The sequence below is a fragment of the Clostridium sp. LXY-7 genome (assembly GCF_056172015.1).
On sequence record NZ_JBLLJL010000002.1, the window covers coordinates 871,668 to 889,649 of the forward strand.

The 17,982-nt window shown below is 31.6% G+C and carries 15 protein-coding genes and 1 tRNA gene; 9 read left to right on the forward strand and 7 right to left on the reverse strand.

The features are described from left to right. The 7 genes from rsxE to ACI48Q_RS11265 all read left to right on the forward strand — a co-directional run bounded on the left by rsxE (position 1) and on the right by ACI48Q_RS11265 (position 7,553). Positions 1–618 carry an electron transport complex subunit RsxE gene (gene rsxE, locus ACI48Q_RS11235; RefSeq protein WP_474919171.1) on the forward strand — a complete coding sequence of 206 codons (618 nt, stop codon included), beginning with the start codon at positions 1–3 and terminating at the stop codon, positions 616–618. 15 nt (positions 619–633) lie between these two features. Then, a complete protein-coding gene (rsxA, locus tag ACI48Q_RS11240) occupies positions 634–1,212 on the forward strand; it encodes an electron transport complex subunit RsxA (protein ID WP_474919172.1) in 579 nt (192 codons plus the stop codon). Positions 1,213–1,230: 18 nt separating this feature from the next. Beyond that, on the forward strand, positions 1,231–2,073 hold the full coding sequence (locus tag ACI48Q_RS11245; RefSeq protein WP_474919523.1) for an RnfABCDGE type electron transport complex subunit B: 843 nt from the start codon (positions 1,231–1,233) through the stop codon (positions 2,071–2,073). A gap of 81 nt (positions 2,074–2,154) precedes the next feature. Continuing rightward, entirely contained in the window at positions 2,155–2,577 is a 423-nt protein-coding gene (locus tag ACI48Q_RS11250; RefSeq protein WP_474919173.1) for a SoxR reducing system RseC family protein, read from the forward strand. Positions 2,578–2,688: 111 nt separating this feature from the next. Continuing rightward, positions 2,689–3,357 carry a deoxyribose-phosphate aldolase gene (gene deoC / locus ACI48Q_RS11255; protein ID WP_474919174.1) on the forward strand — a complete coding sequence of 223 codons (669 nt, stop codon included), beginning with the start codon at positions 2,689–2,691 and terminating at the stop codon, positions 3,355–3,357. 492 nt (positions 3,358–3,849) lie between these two features. Further along, entirely contained in the window at positions 3,850–5,337 is a 1,488-nt protein-coding gene (locus ACI48Q_RS11260; RefSeq protein ID WP_474919175.1) for a Na+/H+ antiporter NhaC family protein, read from the forward strand. A gap of 707 nt (positions 5,338–6,044) precedes the next feature. Continuing rightward, positions 6,045–7,553, forward strand: coding sequence for a Na+/H+ antiporter NhaC family protein (locus tag ACI48Q_RS11265; protein ID WP_474919524.1), 1,509 nt, complete (start codon positions 6,045–6,047; stop codon positions 7,551–7,553). Positions 7,554–7,585: 32 nt separating this feature from the next. On the opposite strand, the gene ACI48Q_RS11270 is transcribed toward ACI48Q_RS11265, so the two are convergent. The 6 genes from ACI48Q_RS11270 to glsA form a co-directional block, all read right to left on the reverse strand. Continuing rightward, positions 7,586–8,782: a DALR anticodon-binding domain-containing protein gene (locus tag ACI48Q_RS11270; protein ID WP_474919176.1), complete on the reverse strand. Its 1,197-nt coding sequence runs from the start codon at positions 8,780–8,782 to the stop codon at positions 7,586–7,588. Positions 8,783–8,903: 121 nt separating this feature from the next. Then, complete coding sequence (locus ACI48Q_RS11275; protein ID WP_474919177.1) at positions 8,904–10,520, reverse strand: ABC-F family ATP-binding cassette domain-containing protein; 1,617 nt, start codon at positions 10,518–10,520, stop codon at positions 8,904–8,906. A gap of 190 nt (positions 10,521–10,710) precedes the next feature. Beyond that, the gene (locus ACI48Q_RS11280; protein ID WP_474919178.1) at positions 10,711–11,265 is read right to left on the reverse strand and encodes a lytic transglycosylase domain-containing protein; all 555 of its coding nucleotides are present in this window, start codon (positions 11,263–11,265) and stop codon (positions 10,711–10,713) included. Continuing rightward, positions 11,255–11,869, reverse strand: a complete 615-nt coding sequence (coaE, locus tag ACI48Q_RS11285; RefSeq protein ID WP_474919525.1) for a dephospho-CoA kinase — start codon at positions 11,867–11,869, stop codon at positions 11,255–11,257. Before coaE ends, ACI48Q_RS11280 begins: the two co-directional genes overlap by 11 nt. A 1-nt stretch (position 11,870) precedes the next feature. Further along, positions 11,871–14,501, reverse strand: a complete 2,631-nt coding sequence (polA, locus tag ACI48Q_RS11290; RefSeq protein ID WP_474919179.1) for a DNA polymerase I — start codon at positions 14,499–14,501, stop codon at positions 11,871–11,873. Between the two features lie 209 nt (positions 14,502–14,710). Continuing rightward, positions 14,711–15,625 (reverse strand): glutaminase A, encoded by a 915-nt coding sequence (gene glsA, locus ACI48Q_RS11295; RefSeq protein ID WP_474919180.1) that lies wholly within the window; start codon positions 15,623–15,625, stop codon positions 14,711–14,713. A 301-nt stretch (positions 15,626–15,926) separates the two neighbouring features. On the opposite strand from glsA, the gene ACI48Q_RS11300 reads away from it, so the two are divergent. Continuing rightward, positions 15,927–16,008 (forward strand) — tRNA-Leu (locus ACI48Q_RS11300). 118 nt (positions 16,009–16,126) lie between these two features. Beyond that, complete coding sequence (locus ACI48Q_RS11305) at positions 16,127–17,590, forward strand: serine hydrolase domain-containing protein (RefSeq protein ID WP_474919181.1); 1,464 nt, start codon at positions 16,127–16,129, stop codon at positions 17,588–17,590. 156 nt (positions 17,591–17,746) lie between these two features. Here ACI48Q_RS11305 and ACI48Q_RS11310 read toward each other — a convergent pair whose 3' ends face one another. Then, complete coding sequence (locus tag ACI48Q_RS11310; RefSeq protein ID WP_474919182.1) at positions 17,747–17,887, reverse strand: hypothetical protein; 141 nt, start codon at positions 17,885–17,887, stop codon at positions 17,747–17,749. Positions 17,888–17,982: the final 95 nt, after the last annotated feature.

Sequence of the window (17,982 nt, forward strand, 5' to 3'; positions counted from 1 at the left end):
ATGAATATATTTGGTGATAGATTAAAAAAAGGTATTATTACTGAGAACCCAGTATTCCTTCAAGTATTGGCTATGTGTCCTACCCTTGCAGTTACTAGTAGTGTAGAAAATGCTGTTGGAATGGCTCTTGCTACTACAGCAGTATTAATTGGCTCAAATGCAGTTATATCATTAATTAGAAAATTAGTGCCTGATAAAATAAGAATTCCTTCATATATAGTAGTTATAGCTACTATTGTTACTATCATTCAATTTTTATTGGAAGCTTATATACCTGCACTAAACGCTTCTCTTGGTATATTTATACCTCTTATAGTAGTTAACTGTATAATCTTAGGTAGAGCTGAAGCTTATGCCTCTAAGAACAAGGTGCTTCCTTCTATTTTTGATGCTATTGGAATGGGTCTTGGCTTTGGAGTTGCCTTGGTAATTCTTGCTACATTTAGAGAAATATTAGGTAACGGTACTTTCTATGGACTTCAAGTATTACCTAAGTCTTATATACCAGCAATGGTTATGACTTCAGCACCTGGTGCTTTCATAACTCTTGGTATGATCCTTGCCGGACTTAACCAATATAAAATTTCAAAAGCTAAAAAAGCTGAGCAAGCTAAATAGAAGGAGTGAGAACAGATGAAAGAATTAATAACCATCTTCATAGGTGCTCTATTAGTTAATAACGTAATTTTATCAAAATTCTTAGGTATATGTTCCTTCGTTGGAGTTTCACAAAAGACTGAAACCGCTAAAGGTATGGGACTTGCAGTTACCTTCGTTATGATATTAGCTACACTTATCACCTATGTTGTAAATGTTTTTATATTAATGCCATTAGATTTAGGTTATTTATCTACCTTAGCCTTTATAGTAGTTATAGCGTCTCTAGTACAATTTGTTGAAATTGTAATAAAGAAGATTCAACCTGGTCTTTACAGAGCTCTAGGAATCTTCCTACCTCTTATAACAACTAACTGTGCAGTTTTAGGTATTGCTATAACAAATATGGATTTAGAATATAACTTAGCACAAGGTTTAGCTAATGCCCTTGGAACTGCTCTAGGATATATGCTTGCTATTGTGTTGCTTGCTGGATTAAGAGAAAGAATGGAAGAAAACACAAACATGCCTGAGGCTTTTAGAGGATTGCCTATATCATTAATTACAGCTGGACTTATGGCAATCGCTTTCTACGGATTCAGCGGTTTAGTTTAAGGAGGGGTCTTAATGGAAATTTCAAACTTAATAGGTCCTGTACTAAGTCTTGGAGGCCTTGGCTTAGTATTTGGTACACTATTAGGATATGCTACAGATAAATTTAAAATAGAAGTGGATGAAAGAATTCCTCTAGTTAGAGAAGCACTACCTGGAGCAAACTGCGGTGGTTGTGGATTTGCTGGATGCGATGCTTATGCTGAAGCTGTTGTTAATGGAGATGCAAAACCAAATCTTTGTAGTCCAGGTGGGGCTACCTGTTCAGAAAAAATTTCTAGTATCCTTGGACTAGAAAATGAAGTTTCTGAACCAGTAGTTGCTTTTATTAGATGTAAAGGTACTTGTGAAGTTGCAAAGGATAAATTTGCTTACCAAGGAGCTATGGATTGTCACCAAGCTTCAGTAGTTAGCGGCGGACCTAAAGCTTGTGAGTACGGATGTATGGGACTAGGTTCTTGTGTTAGAGCTTGTCAATTTGGTGCTCTTGACATAGTAGATGGTATTGCAAAGGTTAACGAGGAAAAATGTGTTGCTTGTGGTGCTTGTATTGAAGCTTGCCCTAAAGCCCTTATACATTTTGTTCCTAAAAAATCTAAGGTTAGAATTACATGTAATAATAAGAACAAAGGTAAAGATGTTATGGATGCTTGTTCTGTAGGATGTATATCTTGTTCTATCTGTGTTAAAAACTGTCCTAAGGATGCTTTAGAATTAGTTAACAATATTCCTGTATTTGATTATGATAAATGTGTAAATTGCGGAATATGTGCAAATAAATGTCCAAAAAAATCTATAGATAACTTCCGTAAGCCAGTAGTTAAAGAAGCTATTAAAACTGATTCTCCAGCTACTGAAGTTTAAAGGTAATATGTTTAAAACAACTTATTAGTATGATATAATATAGAAGGCTTAGGCCTTCTATATTTGTTTAGAGGTGATAAAATGGAACAAGAAGGTGTAGTAAAAAAGATAAATAGTAACATGGCTACAGTTGCCTTCATTAAAAAGAGTGGATGTGGTGGAGCTTGCTCTTCTTGCAAAGGAGGATGTCCTAAAGACACTATTTTAATGGATATTGAAAACACTGCTGATGCAAAAATTGGTGAAAAAGTAATTGTAGAAATAGAAAATGATACCTTTAAAAGATTAACATTTTTGGCTTATGTATTTCCTTCTATTATTACTTTAATTGCCCTTTCAATTTCAATGGTAGTATTTAAAGCTAATAACTTTAAATACTATGAGTTATACTCTGTTATTGTTGCTATTATAGCTATGGTATTATCATTTAAAATAAGTAAAAAGCTAAATAAACATGATGATAATTACGTATTTAAAATGAAAAGTAGGATTAAGAACTTTTAATATATAATAAAATCTAATACTACTATAATAAATATATGTAATAACTTATTTTAAGAGTTATACTAATAGTATATTATTACAATTTATATATAAATCTGTGGAGGTATAATTATGAATATTGGATCAATGATTGACCATACTATTTTAAAGGCTGATGCTCAAAAATCTGATGTAATTAAGATATGTATGGAGGCTAAGAAATATAAATTTAAATCTGTATGTGTTAATTCATGCTATACAGAATTAGTAGCAAGAGAACTAAAAGATAGTGATGTTCTAGTATGTACAGTAGTAGGGTTTCCCCTAGGTGCCATGGATACTAAGGCAAAGGCTTTTGAAACTGCAAGAGCTATTGAATTAGGTGCTAATGAGGTTGACATGGTAATTAACATAGGTGCTCTTAAAGATAAGGACTTTGATTTCGTAAAAAATGATATTAAAGAAATAGTTGATACTGCTAACGGAAAAGCTATTGTTAAAGTTATCATTGAAGCTTGTTTATTAACAGAAGATGAAAAAATTAAAGCTTGTGAATTAGCTCAAGAAGCCGGTGCTGATTTTGTTAAGACTTCTACTGGATTTAGTACAGGTGGTGCTACACCTAGTGATATTGCTTTAATGCGCAAGGTAGTTGGACCTAACATGGGTGTTAAGGGTTCTGGTGGAGTTAGAACTCAAGAAGATGCATTAAACCTTATTGAAGCTGGTGCTTCTAGAATTGGTGCTAGTGCTTCTATCGCCATCGTAGAAGGAACAAATAATTCATCATCTAATTATTAAACCATATAAAAATAAAGAGAGGAGATCTCATATTATCTCCTCTCTTTATTTTTATGTTAACTTATAATAAAACTTAAATTAAATTTCTAACTTTAAAGTTAGAAATTGCCTTATTATTTTTTTATAACAATCATCTCTCTATAAACTCTTATATTTAATTATGTTTAATTTTATCTATTCCTATTTCAAAATTTATTTAATAGCATTTAATAATGTATTGGAAATATTACTCATTACTTTTTTATGAATTTGTTAACACTTAATTCATAGTTTATCATTATCAATACCGTTTAAATCAATATTTGATACTGTTTTAAGTAAAATTGTACACTTTTTATCGCTTTTTATAGTATTTAATACATTATTTACTATTTTTTTAACCATGATTATTCATTTTTTTTTAACATTCTTATTGCAAATTCGTCACATATCTATTATAATTTAGATAATTCGAAACATTTCAACATTATATGAAGGGGGTTCATATATATTATGAATTTTTTAATTGGACTTTTTAAATTCTCACCAGTATTTGTACTGGCGGGTCTAATGATTTCTGGGATGGATGCTCTACTTGCAGCACCACTCGCTACTATCTATGCATTCTTTGTAGCTATTATTACAGAGAAGTTTAAATTTAACGATGTACTTGATTGTGCAGTAGACAATGTTAAACACTTAAACTTAGTTTTCTTTATACTTATGTTTGCTTATGGAATGGCAGAAGCTTTTATGGCTACAGGAGTTGGTGCTTCTATAGTTAACGTAGCTCTTTCCTTAGGACTAAATGCTAGAACAGTTGCAGTTGCTGGATTCTTAGTAACTTGTGCTCTTTCTGTAGCTACAGGAACTTCTTGGGGAACCTTTGCTGCCTGTGCACCTATATTCCTTTGGTTAAATCACATAGTTGGCGGTGATATAGCATTAACTACAGCTTCAATCGCTGGCGGTGCTTGCTTTGGTGATAATATAGGTCTTATATCAGATACAACTGTTGTTAGTTCTGGTATGCAAGGTGTAGAGGTTATAGACAGAGTTAGAAGTCAAGGTGTATGGTCTTTACTCTGCCTGATAATAGCTGCAATTATAATCTTCTTTGTAAGCGTATCCATGGGACTTCCAACAGAAGTTGCAAATGCTGCTTCAGCAATTGATGCTATACCTAAAGATGCATTGGCCTCATTAAATGAAGCTAGACCATCTGCTGTTAGCCTCTTAAATCAAGTTAAAGAAGGAGTTCCTCTTTATATGGTAATTCCTCTAATATTAGTTATAGGAGTTGCAGTTGCAGGTATACCTACCCTTGCTTGCTTAGCTGTAGGTATTGTTTCCTCTTTAATTCTTGGTATGTTTGCAGGAACTGTAGAATCACTTACTGCTTTCTTAGACTTAATGATGACAGGATTCTCAGATGCAGGTTCATGGGTAATTGTTATGATGATGTGGGTTGGTGCCTTTGGTGGTGTTATGTCTAAAATGAATGCCTTCCAACCACTCTCTAGAGGAGTAGTTAAAATAGCAAGAAACGTAAGACAATTGATGTTTATGAATGGTCTTCTATGTCTAGCTGGTAATGCTGCCCTATCAGATGAAATGGCTCAAATAGTTACAGTTAGTCCTATAACTAGAGAAATTCTAGAAACCAATGTTGAAGGTAGTGAAGAGGACTTGTACAAGCTTAAATTAAGAAATGCAACCTTTGCAGATGCACTTGGAGTATTTGGTTCCCAATTAATTCCTTGGCATGTATACATTGGTTTTTATATAGGAATATTGACTGCAGTCTATCCACTCCATAAATTTGTAGCCTTAGATATTATTAAATATAATTTCATGGCATTTGTAGCGGTATTCTCAATATTATTCTTAACATTCACTGGACTTGATAGATTCATTCCTAAATTTGGATTACCAAAAGAGCCAGATGTAAGATTAAAAAAGGGTGGCTCTGCTAATAAAAATAATAACTTATCCGCATAAGGGCGGGATCCGATAAAAAAACCATAATAAAAAAAGAAAGCGTAAGCAGCAATTACGCTTTCTTTTTTATTATGGCTTTGTTTTAAGTAATAGTTCATTATTAACACCGCTTACTAGTATTGTATTTAAAAAGAATTTTACATTGTATAAATTTCTTTTATTCTAACATAATAGATTCTTAGAAACTACTTCTTGTACTATCATTTTGGTGAATGGAGTACTAGAATCATTTTAAACCAATTATCTATTTCATAATTTGCTATCCTACCGTCAAACTTTTTGTAACTGTATCCACCTGCACTTATTACGCTTCATTTTGGTTAGTTACACGAAAGCCATATGTCTATACCTGCTTAATCGAATGTTTATAATAAGGGATGTCTGCCAGTTTTAAAAACTTATGTGAATAATCTAAATAATGCTAATAAATATATTATTCTTACTTATGTGAAAAAAATATCTAATCATATTATTTACCCTCATAATATGACTAATTTCTACTTACAATATTTTCTAAATTTGTGAGGCAATTTTCTAAATATTATAAATTATTCTAATATTTTTGATATAAATAAGTATAATAAAAATTGTTCACAAATTTTATTGATAAAATATTGACAAATGTCTTGAAATTTTGACAAATTTCTTTTATAATTTAAGAGAATTTTAAATATTGTTTCAATATTGTTTCAATATTAAGTAGGGGGATTAAAACAATGAATTTTTTTATCGGATTTTTTAAATTCTCGCCAGTATTCTTATTAGCTGGCCTTATGATGTCTGGAATGGATGCTTTAATAGCTGCGCCTATAGCTACTATTTATGCACTTATTGTAGCATCTATCACAGAAAGGCTTAAATTTGATGATTTAGTCGACTGTGCTATGGAAAACGTTAAGCATTTAAACTTAGTTTTCTTTATACTTATGTTTGCTTATGGTATGGCAGAAGCATTTATGGCCACTGGTGTTGGTGCTTCTATCGTTAATATGGCACTTTCACTTGGATTAACTGCAAGAACAGTGGCATTAGTAGGGTTCTTAGTTACATGTGTTCTTTCTGTAGCAACAGGTACTTCATGGGGAACCTTTGCTGCATGTGCTCCAATTTTTTTATGGCTTAATCATATCGTTGGTGGAGATGTACTATTAACTACTGCTTCAATTGCTGGTGGTGCTTGTTTTGGTGATAATATAGGACTTATTTCTGATACCACAGTTGTTAGTTCAGGAATTCAAAAAGTTGAAATAATTGATAGAATAAAGAAACAAACAGCTTGGTCTGTTGGTTGCCTTGTAATTGCAGGAGTAATGATATATGTTGCAAGTATAATGATGAAATTGCCTACAGATCTAGCTAATGCATCTACTGCAATAAATGCTATTCCATCTGAAGTTTGGACATCTCTTGGTGAGGCAAGACCATCAGCTGTTGAACTTTTAAATCAAGTTAAAGAAGGAGTTCCTTATTATATGGCAATTCCACTATTACTTGTTATAATAGCTGCAGTTAAAGGTATACCTACTCTAGCTTGTTTAGCAGTTGGAATTGTTTCTTCATGTATATTAGGAATGTTTGCAGGTACAGTAGAATCTATATCATCATTTTTAAATTTAATGTATATGGGATTCTCTGATGCAGGTTCATGGGTTATTGTTATGATGATGTGGTTTGGTGCCTTTGGTGGTATAATGTCAAAAATGAATGCCTTCGAACCACTTTCAAACTTAGTTTTAAAGTTAGCTAAAAATGTAAGACAATTAATGTTTATGAATGGTCTTTTATGTATAGCTGGTAATGCTGCCCTTTCTGATGAAATGGCGCAAATAGTTACTGTAGGACCTATAGTTAAAGAACTAGTTGAGAAAAATGTTGAAGGTAGCGAAGAAGATATCTATAACTTAAGAGTTAGAAATGCTACATTTAATGCTGCTCTTGGAGTATTTGGTTCTCAATTAATTCCTTGGCACGTATACATAGGATTTTATGTTGGTATATTAACAGCAATTTATCCATTATATGACTTCGTTGCCTTTGACGTAATTAAATATAACTTTATGGCATATGTAACAGTATTTTCTGTCTTACTGTTAACTTTAACAGGTTGGGATAGATTTATACCTGGTTTTGGTCTTCCAAGGGAGCCTGAAGTTAGATTAAAGAAGAATATTGGAACAAGTGAAACAACATCTAAAGAAAAATCAGTTTCTGCATAATAAATTAAAACTCAAAAAAGTCTATTGAAATTTCAATAGACTTTTTTTATTCCCATTAAAATCATTCCATTTTTTAAGACTTGAAGAGAAGCCTCTATTAATTGAACATTATAATTTTCAAAAGCGTCATCATTGTTTTCTAACATCATATATATATTCTTAAGTTCTACAGAAATATCTAACAGATAATCCAATAGTTTAACAGGATTACTCTCTACGATTACCGCTTTTATTATATCAGGAAAATTTCCTAACTTAATTACATATTCGAATTCTTTCTCAGTAATTCTGCGCTTACATAGATTCCTGTCAGGACAATTTTTATATGATTCAAATAACATATAACTTAATTTATTATAAATTTCTCTAATAATCTCATAGGCTTTTATCTCTTCTATCCTATGTTCACCCCATGATGAATTTTCTTTTTTATAGTTATAATAAGTGAATAAAACTCTATTACCTTCCAAATCATACTCTAAAACTTTTGATAGACCCTTAAGTTGATTTATATAAATCCATTTATTTCTTTCTATTAAGTTTATGAATTTATAACATTCATACTTATTTATCATATACATTATAAGTGCTAGATCTTTGATTCCATGAGCAAAATGTCCATTTTCTTTAATAATAATGCATGGAGGCAAATTATACTCTTTAAGCTTTACTACTTTAAAATTATTATATTCACTTAATAATCCTTTTCTTTCTATTTCTAAAACCATATCTAATATGTTTTTTTCACTATTCTTCCACTCATTGTGTATATCAATGACATCATATCCTTGAAACACAAACATTTTTTCAAGGCTTCTTCCCAAATGCTCTTGGTCCAAATTGATAGGAGCTTCATAAACTCCATTACCTATTCCATAGTTTATTATTATAGTTTTTCCCTTACCTTCTTCACTACTTCCAAAATACTCTTTTTCCTTTAATATCTTTTCTATGATATTTCTAATAATGATATTTTTATTAATATATATATTAACATAAGCTCCCACTTGTTGAACTTCTTCAAAATATTCATGACCTTGCAATTTATCTTTAATACTCCTAGCAATTTCAATAGGTGACGTGTAACAGTTACACCTCACTTTGAAACATGGTATAGAATAATCTCCCATCTTTGCATTTAAAGGAGTTTCTATAATTTCTAATAGAATATCTTTATCTATATTTATTTTTTCATATAAAATATCTATTACATGACTTTTATGTTCCATTATTTCGCTCCTATCTACACCATTATGAATTTCTAAATTAAATTTTATATTATAATCTCTTATAAGTAAAGTGCTCGCTTCTACTATAGAAACGAGCACTTATTAATAATATATAATAATTTTAGATCTTATACATTTCTTCTAATTGCTTTTGTATGTCAGTACTTTCTAAATACTCATCATAACTCATAGTTCTATCCATAATGCCCTTAGGTGTAAGTTCTATTACCCTATTTGCAACTGTTTGGATAAATTGATGGTCATGAGATGTGAATAAAATAGTTCCACTAAAATTGGTAAGTCCGTTATTCACGGCTGTAATCGATTCTAAGTCTAAGTGGTTAGTTGGTTCATCAAGTATTAGTACATTAGCCTCACTTAACATCATCTTAGAAAGCATACATCTAACCTTTTCTCCCCCTGATAATACAGAAGCCTGTTTTAACGCTTCCTCTCCGGAAAATAGCATTCTACCTAAGAATCCTCTTATAAAGCTTTCTGCCTTCTCCTCTGAGAATTGCCTTAACCAATCTACAAGATTTAAATCACAATCATTAAAATACTCTGAGTTATCTTGTGGAAAATATGATTGAGATGTAGTTATTCCCCATTTAAAAGTTCCACTATCCGCCTCTAACTCTCCCATTAATATTCTAAATAGTGTAGTTTTAGCTATACCATCACCCAAAAATGCTATTTTATCATTTTTATTTACCATAAAGCTGACATTATCTAAAATTTTAACACCATCAATAGTCTTAGTTAAATTTTCAACAGTTAATAGATCATTTCCAGCTTCTCTCTGTGGTTTAAATCCAACAAAAGGATACCTTCTAGAGGATGGTTTTATATCATCAAGAGTTAATTTATCCAATTGTTTTTTTCTACTAGTAGCCTGTTTAGCTTTTGATGCATTTGAGCTAAATCTAGCAATAAAGGTTTGAAGATCCTTAATTTTCTCTTCCTTCTTTTTATTTTGATCTTTTGCCATTTGAAGAGCTAATTGGCTTGATTCATACCAGAAATCGTAATTTCCTACATACATTTGAATTTTTCCAAAGTCAATATCTGCCATATGGGTACAAACCTTATTTAAAAAGTGTCTATCGTGAGATACTACTATTACAGTTCCTTCAAAATCCATTAAAAAGTTTTCAAGCCAAGCTATAGCCTTTATATCTAAATGGTTTGTCGGCTCATCCATTAGTAGTATGTCTGGATGACCAAATAGAGTCTGTGCAAGTAATACTTTTATCTTATCTGATCCATTTAATTCTTTCATTTTTTTATAATGGAAATCTTCAGTTATTCCTAGCCCTTGTAGTAATGTGGCTGCTTCACTTTCAGCTTCCCATCCATTAAGCTCTGCAAATTCTCCCTCTAGTTCTGAAGCCTTTATACCATCTTCATCACTAAAATCTTCTTTAGCATAAAGTGCTTCCTTCTCATCCATAATCTCTATTAACCTAGGGTGCCCCATCATAACAGTTCTTAAAATCTCTTCCTCATCATATTGGAAATGGTCTTGCTTTAACACTGCTAATCTTTGTCCTGAAGTAATAGATACATCCCCTGAATTAGCTTCCAATTCTCCAGATAAAATTTTTAAAAAGGTTGATTTACCTGCACCATTAGCTCCAATCAAACCATAACAATTACCTTCTGTAAATTTAATATTTACATCCTCAAATAATTTACGTCCACCGTATCTTAAACTAACACCTGTAGTACTAATCATAAGTAACCTCCCAAATATCATTAAAAAAGTTTTACCAATCGGTAAAACTTTTAAATTATTATTGTATATATAGCTGTATTATATCATAAATATATACTTTTTACCATGATTAAATATAATTGTTTTATCTAACCTATAGTTAACTTTATATTAAGTTTATGATAAAATTTCTAATCCTTAGCTCAAAACTCTATAACTTATAAAGAAAATCATATATTTTATAATTTAACTTAACCTTTTTCACATATTTATTTGTTTCTTTAAATGGTATATTTTGAAGACTAACTCCATCTCTAGAATACTCTTCATTTTTTAACCATTTTTTTACATTTCCAGGGCCTCCATTGTACGCAGCTACCACTAGTTGAAAATTCCCTTTAAATTCAGTATTTAAATTATTTAAATACCAACAGCCCATTTCTATATTAATTTTTTCGTTATACAACATATCTATAGTGAAGTTTTCAATTCCCAGTTGCTCTGCTATCCATTCTCCAGTATCTGGCATTATTTGCATTACCCCCATTGCTCCCTTAGAGGATTTAGCATTTACATCAAATTTACTTTCTGCTTTTATTATGGCAGCTACTAGATTAGGATTTAAACTATACTTTTCACTATATTCTAAAATATGCTCTTTATATTTTATGGGATAAACAGCTTTTGCTAAACTCTTGAAATTAGCCACTAATATTACTAAAAAAACTATCAAAATCCATACTACTTTTTTATTTCTATTCAGCATTTTTCCCCCTAAATTTAAGTAATTCATTTATAACATGATCTACTTCCTCATAAACTTCTTCTATAGTTCCATTATTATATATGATGTAATCTGCAAGTTCACACTTATACTCTATGGGAAGTTGACTATTTATCCTAATTCTAGCTTCCTCTTCTGTAAACTTATCTCTATTCATTATTCTCTGAAGTTGTATCTGCTTCTCTGTAGTTACCACTATAATCTTATCCATAAATTTATGTAAATTATTCTCTATAAGTGTAGGGGCATCTATTACACATATACCTTCATTCATTATATTGTATTCTTCTATACTATGAAATATATCTTTTTTAATAAAGGGCATAATTATTTTCTCATATTCTATTTTCCTATCCTTATGAGAAAATATATAGTTGCCAAATTTTTTTCTTATAAATTCTCCATTTTCATTAAAAAATTCACTACCAAAAACTGCCTTTACTTCTTTTAATATACTAGGATATTTATGTAGTACCTCTTTAGCAATTTTATCTGCATCAATGATGGGTATTTTTTTCTCATGAAATATATTGCTTACAGTACTCTTACCAGATCCTATCCCCCCAGTAAGCCCTACTTTCAAAATATTATTTTGCCTCATACCAAGTATCTCCTGTGGATATTTCCACTTCTAAAGGAACCTTCAACTCTAAAGCATTTTCCATTTCTTCCTTAATAAGTTTTTTTACATCCTCTAACTCTTGTTTATAAACATTTAGTATCAATTCATCATGAACTTGTAGTATTAAAGAGCTTTTAAGCTTATTTTCTCTAATTTTATTATTTACATTTACCATAGCCAGCTTTATTATGTCTGCTGCAGTACCTTGAATAGGTGCGTTCATTGCCAATCTTTTACCTAAAGCCTTAAGTATTTTATTTGAAGATTTTATCTCTGGAATAAATCTTCTTCTATTTAGTAGAGTTGTTACATAAGAATTTTTTTCTCCTTCTTCTATAACATTTTCCATATAATCCTTAACCTTTTTATATCTATCTAAATATGCATCAATGTATTCCTTCGCTTCTTTTCTTGTTATTCCTAAATCTTGAGCTAAACTAAAATCTCCAATTCCATACACTATTCCAAAATTTACAGCTTTAGCATTACTTCTCATGGTCTTTGTCACTTGATCTATAGGAACCCCAAACACCTCTGATGCGGTAGAAGTATGAATATCCTTGCTACTATTAAATGCTTTAATAAGATTTTCGTCTCCCGAAATATGGGCAAGTACTCTTAATTCTATTTGTGAATAATCCGCAGATAAAATTACACTATCTTCATTATGTGGCACAAATACCTTTCTTATAGCACGACCATTTTCATATTTTATAGGTATATTTTGAAGATTAGGCTCAGTACTAGATAATCTTCCTGTAGTTGTAACAGTCTGAGTAAAATTTGAATGAATTCTTCCATCGCTATCAATAACATTTTTAAGCCCTTCTACATAAGTAGAATTCAACTTTGATATCTGTCTATAATATAATATCTTCTCTATTATTTCATGCTTATCTTTAAGAGTCTCTAAAACTTCAGCATTAGTAGAATATCCAGTTTTAGTTTTCTTAACTACTGGTAGATCTAATTTCTCAAAGAGAATTTTTCCTAATTGCTTTGGAGAATTAATATTAAACTCCTCTCCTGCCAAATTATATATCTCTTGAGTTATAGTAGTTATTTCTTCTTTAAATTTAGTTGCTAGATCTTCTAATTCTTGTTTATTAATATTAAAGCCCTCACACTCCATCTGAGAAATAGCTTTAGTAAGAGGTTGCTCCACATTAAATAGTAAGTATTCCATCTGCTCTTCTTTTATAGACTTATTTAACACTTCATATATAGCAGGTAAGAAGTATACTTCATTAGCAATAAGTTCATCTCCTTCTCCAGAAAAGTCTTTTCCAACTTCCTTAGACAATATATTTTTTATAGTATATTCGCTTTGAGAAGAATCTAAAAGATAGGCTGCAATCTCGCAATCAAATTGTACTGTGTTTAAGTCTATACCTAGTTTATATAAGCAAGTATATGCCTGTTTAGCCTCATGAGTTATCTTCGGAATTTCTTTATTTTCTAAAATCCTCTTTAATGACTCTATAAATTTCACTTCGCTATTCTTAGTTATCTCATTAAAATCTATTAAGAACACCTTACCATCAATATTAATTCCTATCTTAACCATAGATATTCCTGAGAAAGTATGGTCTCCATTTGTGTATATTTTTATAAATAGATTATCCTTTATAGTAGATATTATTTTTTCAAAATCTTCTATAGTATTTATACTAGTATATTCTACTAATTTACTCTCTTCTTTATTTTCTGCAATCTCTTCTGCATACTCTCTATCAATCTTGTCTAATAAGGATTTAAATTGAAGCTTTAAAAATAATTCTTTCACTTGTCTATAATTAAACGTTCCTTTAGCCATTAAATCCTCTTCACTTATGTCAATGGGCACATGTCTAACTATGGTTGACAATCTCTTACTAAGTATAGCTTGCTCACTATACTCCATTAAGGATTCTTTTAATTTTTTACCGCTAATAGAAGGTATATTTTCTAATACTCCTTCCACAGATCCATATTCTTTTATAAGTTTAAAGGCAGTTTTATCCCCAATTCCAGGTACCCCTGGAATATTATCAGATTTATCTCCCATAAGACCTTTTACATCTATATACTGAGTAGGTGTCACTCCAAATTCTTCTATAAACCTATTTTTGTCATATATTTCGGTTTCAGTGATGCCTTTTTTATTTATAACTACCTTAACATTATCACTAGCTAGTTGAAGAGCATCTTTATCTCCAGTAACTACATATACCTCCATGTCTTTTTCTTCACCTATTAATGATATTGTTCCAATTAAATCATCTGCTTCATATCCATCGATTTCAAATATATTTATTCCCATTTTATTCAATGCATCTCTAATTATTGGAAATTGCATGACCAATTCTGGTGGTGTTTTCTTTCTTCCTGCTTTATAGTCCTCATACTCATCATGTCTAAAGGTTTTTTTAGATTTATCAAAAGCAGTAATTATGTAATCCGGATTTATTTCCTGTTTAATTTTGAAAAGCATGTTTAAAAAGCCATATACTCCATTTGTATGAATACCCTCTTTAGTTGTAAGTTCAGGTATTGCATAAAAGGCTCTATAAAGTAAGCTATTCCCATCTAAGATCACTACTTTAGGTTTATTCATATTATCACTTCCTTTAAATATTTAGTTCTCATAATTCAATAAATTCTCAGTTACCATTTAATAAACTTTAACATAGAATATTTATTTAGTTAACTCCTATAATTATTGTCTATATTATTTACAATAGTTCTATTATGTAAATCTCTCTGTATTACATTAATATAATTAAATACGCCTATTAGGCGTATTTAATTATATTATATAACATTTTAAAAAATACTTAAATCTAATTCGTGAGAAAGCTTTTCTAAAACTTTAATTCCACCTATACTATTTCCTTTATTGTCTAAAGCTGGTCCAATAACCCCTATTCCCATTCGTCTTGGTACTGCTGCCATTATGCCACCACCAACTCCACTTTTAGCCGGAATTCCAATATGTACTGCAAATTTTCCAGATGCATCATACATACCACAGGTTACCATAATAGTTTTTATTATTCTGCATGCTTCTCTTGATATTATTCTTTCATTATTAAGTATTAACCCTTCATTAGCTAACATTGCACTTATTCTTGCTATATCTCTACAAGTTACTTCCATGGAGCAAGCTTTAAAATATACTTCTAGAATCTCCTCTACATCCCCTTCAATAATTCCATTGCCCTTCATATAGTATGCTAAGGCTCTATTTCTATCCCCAGTGTTTTTTTCACTGGTATAAACCTCAGTATTTATATGAATATCATCATTACCAGCTATCTTTCTTGTAAAGTTTAATATTCTATCAAACTTCTCTTCTGCAGTATCTCCACCAATTAAAGATACAGTAGCAATAGCACCTGCATTTATCATAGGATTTAGTGGTTTTTTCTGCTCATGGGTTTCTAAGTTAATTATAGAATTAAAGCCAGATTCTGTAGGTTCCATCCCTATTCTTGAAAATACATACTCTACACCATTATCTAAAATAGCAAGCATTAAAGTTACTACCTTAGATATGCTTTGTATAGTAAATTTTGTATCATAATCTCCAGCAAAATACTCTTTTCCTTCAAGCGTCGTTACACAAATACCTAGTACATTGGAATTAGCCTTAGCTAACTCAGGAATGTAGGATGCAACCTCACCTCTATTGGTCCACTTTTTACACTCATCAACGATATTCTCTAGTATTCTTTGCATTTGATACTCCCCATTTCTTCATAGTATAACTTTAAACCTTAAAATTATATGTCCATCCCTATTATATTACATACATATTAAAATTCAATACGTGTATTTATGTAAATCAAATAAACTTTTTAACTTCTGAAATAATTTTATATAATAAGTCACCAGTACTAATATGAGGTCCTAATCAACTTAATTTCATAATATAGTCTTGTTAAATGTAGAATTTTTATTACTTTTTCAATATATTAAATAAATTTTCTATAATATGTTGAAAAAGTAATAAAAATATGTTAAACTCTTAATGTACTAAGCCGGTGTGGTGGAACGGCAGACACACTTGACTCAAAATCAAGCGGGAAACCATGCGAGTTCGAATCTCGCCATCGGCACCAGAATGATAGGACAAAACAGATGCAAAATGGCATATGTTTTGTCCTAATTTTTTATGTTATACTAAGTTGAAGATAATTTATATTATCCGTACAGACATTTTTTATAATGGAGGTCTCAATGAAAAAGATCATCGTTACCATGCTAGCATCACTTATACTATTCACAGGATTCGCAACACCGGTTTATGCGCTATCGGACGCACAATCTGTGGCAATACAAACATTGCTGGATGATGCCTGTCGTATATCTGGTGTACCGGGTATGTCAATTTCTATAATCGCCGGAGATGAAATGTTCTACTTTTCCTCTGGCTACGCAGACCGTGAGAAAAGGTTGCCTGCGAGTGAAAACACCCTATACGAGCTGGCTTCGGTTAGTAAGGCTTTTACTGGTGTGGGCATTTTATTGTTAGAGGAGCAGGGACTACTGTCCATGACCGACCCTGTTCAGAAATATTTGCCTTGGCTTACGATGGAGTATAAAGGGATGCCCGTTGATATGCAGAGCCTTACACTCAATCACTTTCTGCACCATACCAGCGGCTTGACAAATCGAAAGCATATTCAAAGCATCCCGCAAGGCAGTACGCCAGATATGTTGCGAAAAACCGTGGAAGCATTGGTGGATGCTGAACTGGCATTTCCTCACGGTGAGCAATACGAGTATGGAACTGTCAATTATGATGTATTAGGTTTGGTTATTGAGGTTGTGTCTGGTCAAAGCTATGAAAGCTTTATGACGGAGCAGGTATTTCGCCCCTTGGGCTTATATCATACTTATGTTTATAAAGAAGAAGCCCAAGCAACCGGGCAACTGGCGCAGGGCTACCGATCTTCTTTTTTTATAACAAGCCCATATGACGCGCCGGATTATGCCGGTAACAAACCGGCGGGATATATCATGTCCTGTACAAAGGATATGGCGCATTGGATGAACATACAGATGGGTGGTGTACAGGATATACCTGAAGTATTTAAAGCGGTTATCATGAAATCACATCATGGAGACGTATCTGTTCCGGATGTCAATGGAATGTATTATGCAGCTGGATGGATTGTGAACGCTGACAAAACAATTATTGAGCACTCGGGGGGCAATCCCAATTTCTCAACCGAAGTGGTAATACTTCCAAATAAACGAACAGCCTTCTGCCTGCTAACCAACGGCGCTAATACCAATATCGGTCTGGTAAAAAGCATTAAAGATATATTGGACGGCAATCTTACGCAGTCGTATAAAATAAGTGGCATACAGCTTTTGGACATCATTCTTTCGTTTACCACAATTATTGTTTGCCTGTTGGCTATCATTTTCTTTATTTTGGGGTTACGCAGAAAGAAAATGAATGAGCGGCAATCAATAACAAAAAAGAGAATACTCATAACCGTTGTTTGGCTAATGGTTACTGTTGCCATATGCATTATGTGCTGGGTTTTCCCAATGCTCTTCAGATACGATTGGTCAACGTTACTTGTTTGGCAAACATATAGTATTTTTACAGTTTTGATCTCATTGGCGCTATTAACTGCTTCTATTACATTCTTTGTATACACTCGCCAGCATAATGCCGTGTCCCGATAATGAGCATAATGTTACCTGCATCTATTTTGACCTAATAACACATATTTTAATATAAATATAATGAAAACCTTGATAAATTCGAGGTTTTTTTAATATTGGTTTATATATATTGTAATAATCTAGAAACTTAATTGTAATTTATATTAAAAAGGAGTCTTACTTAGACTCCTTTCTTACAGATTTATATTTCGACCTTTCCTTTTCATTTGGATCAATATAGTCATAGTCTCCATTCTCTGTCTTTCTCAAACCTAATGCAGCCATTTGTTTGTTTGTAACCTTGCGTTTGTTAGTCATAATTTCACCTCTTTAGTTTTATCATGTTCTTTTATACATTTTTTATTCCTCATTATTAACTTTTATTATTATCCACTTACATTTGAAATTTTCGT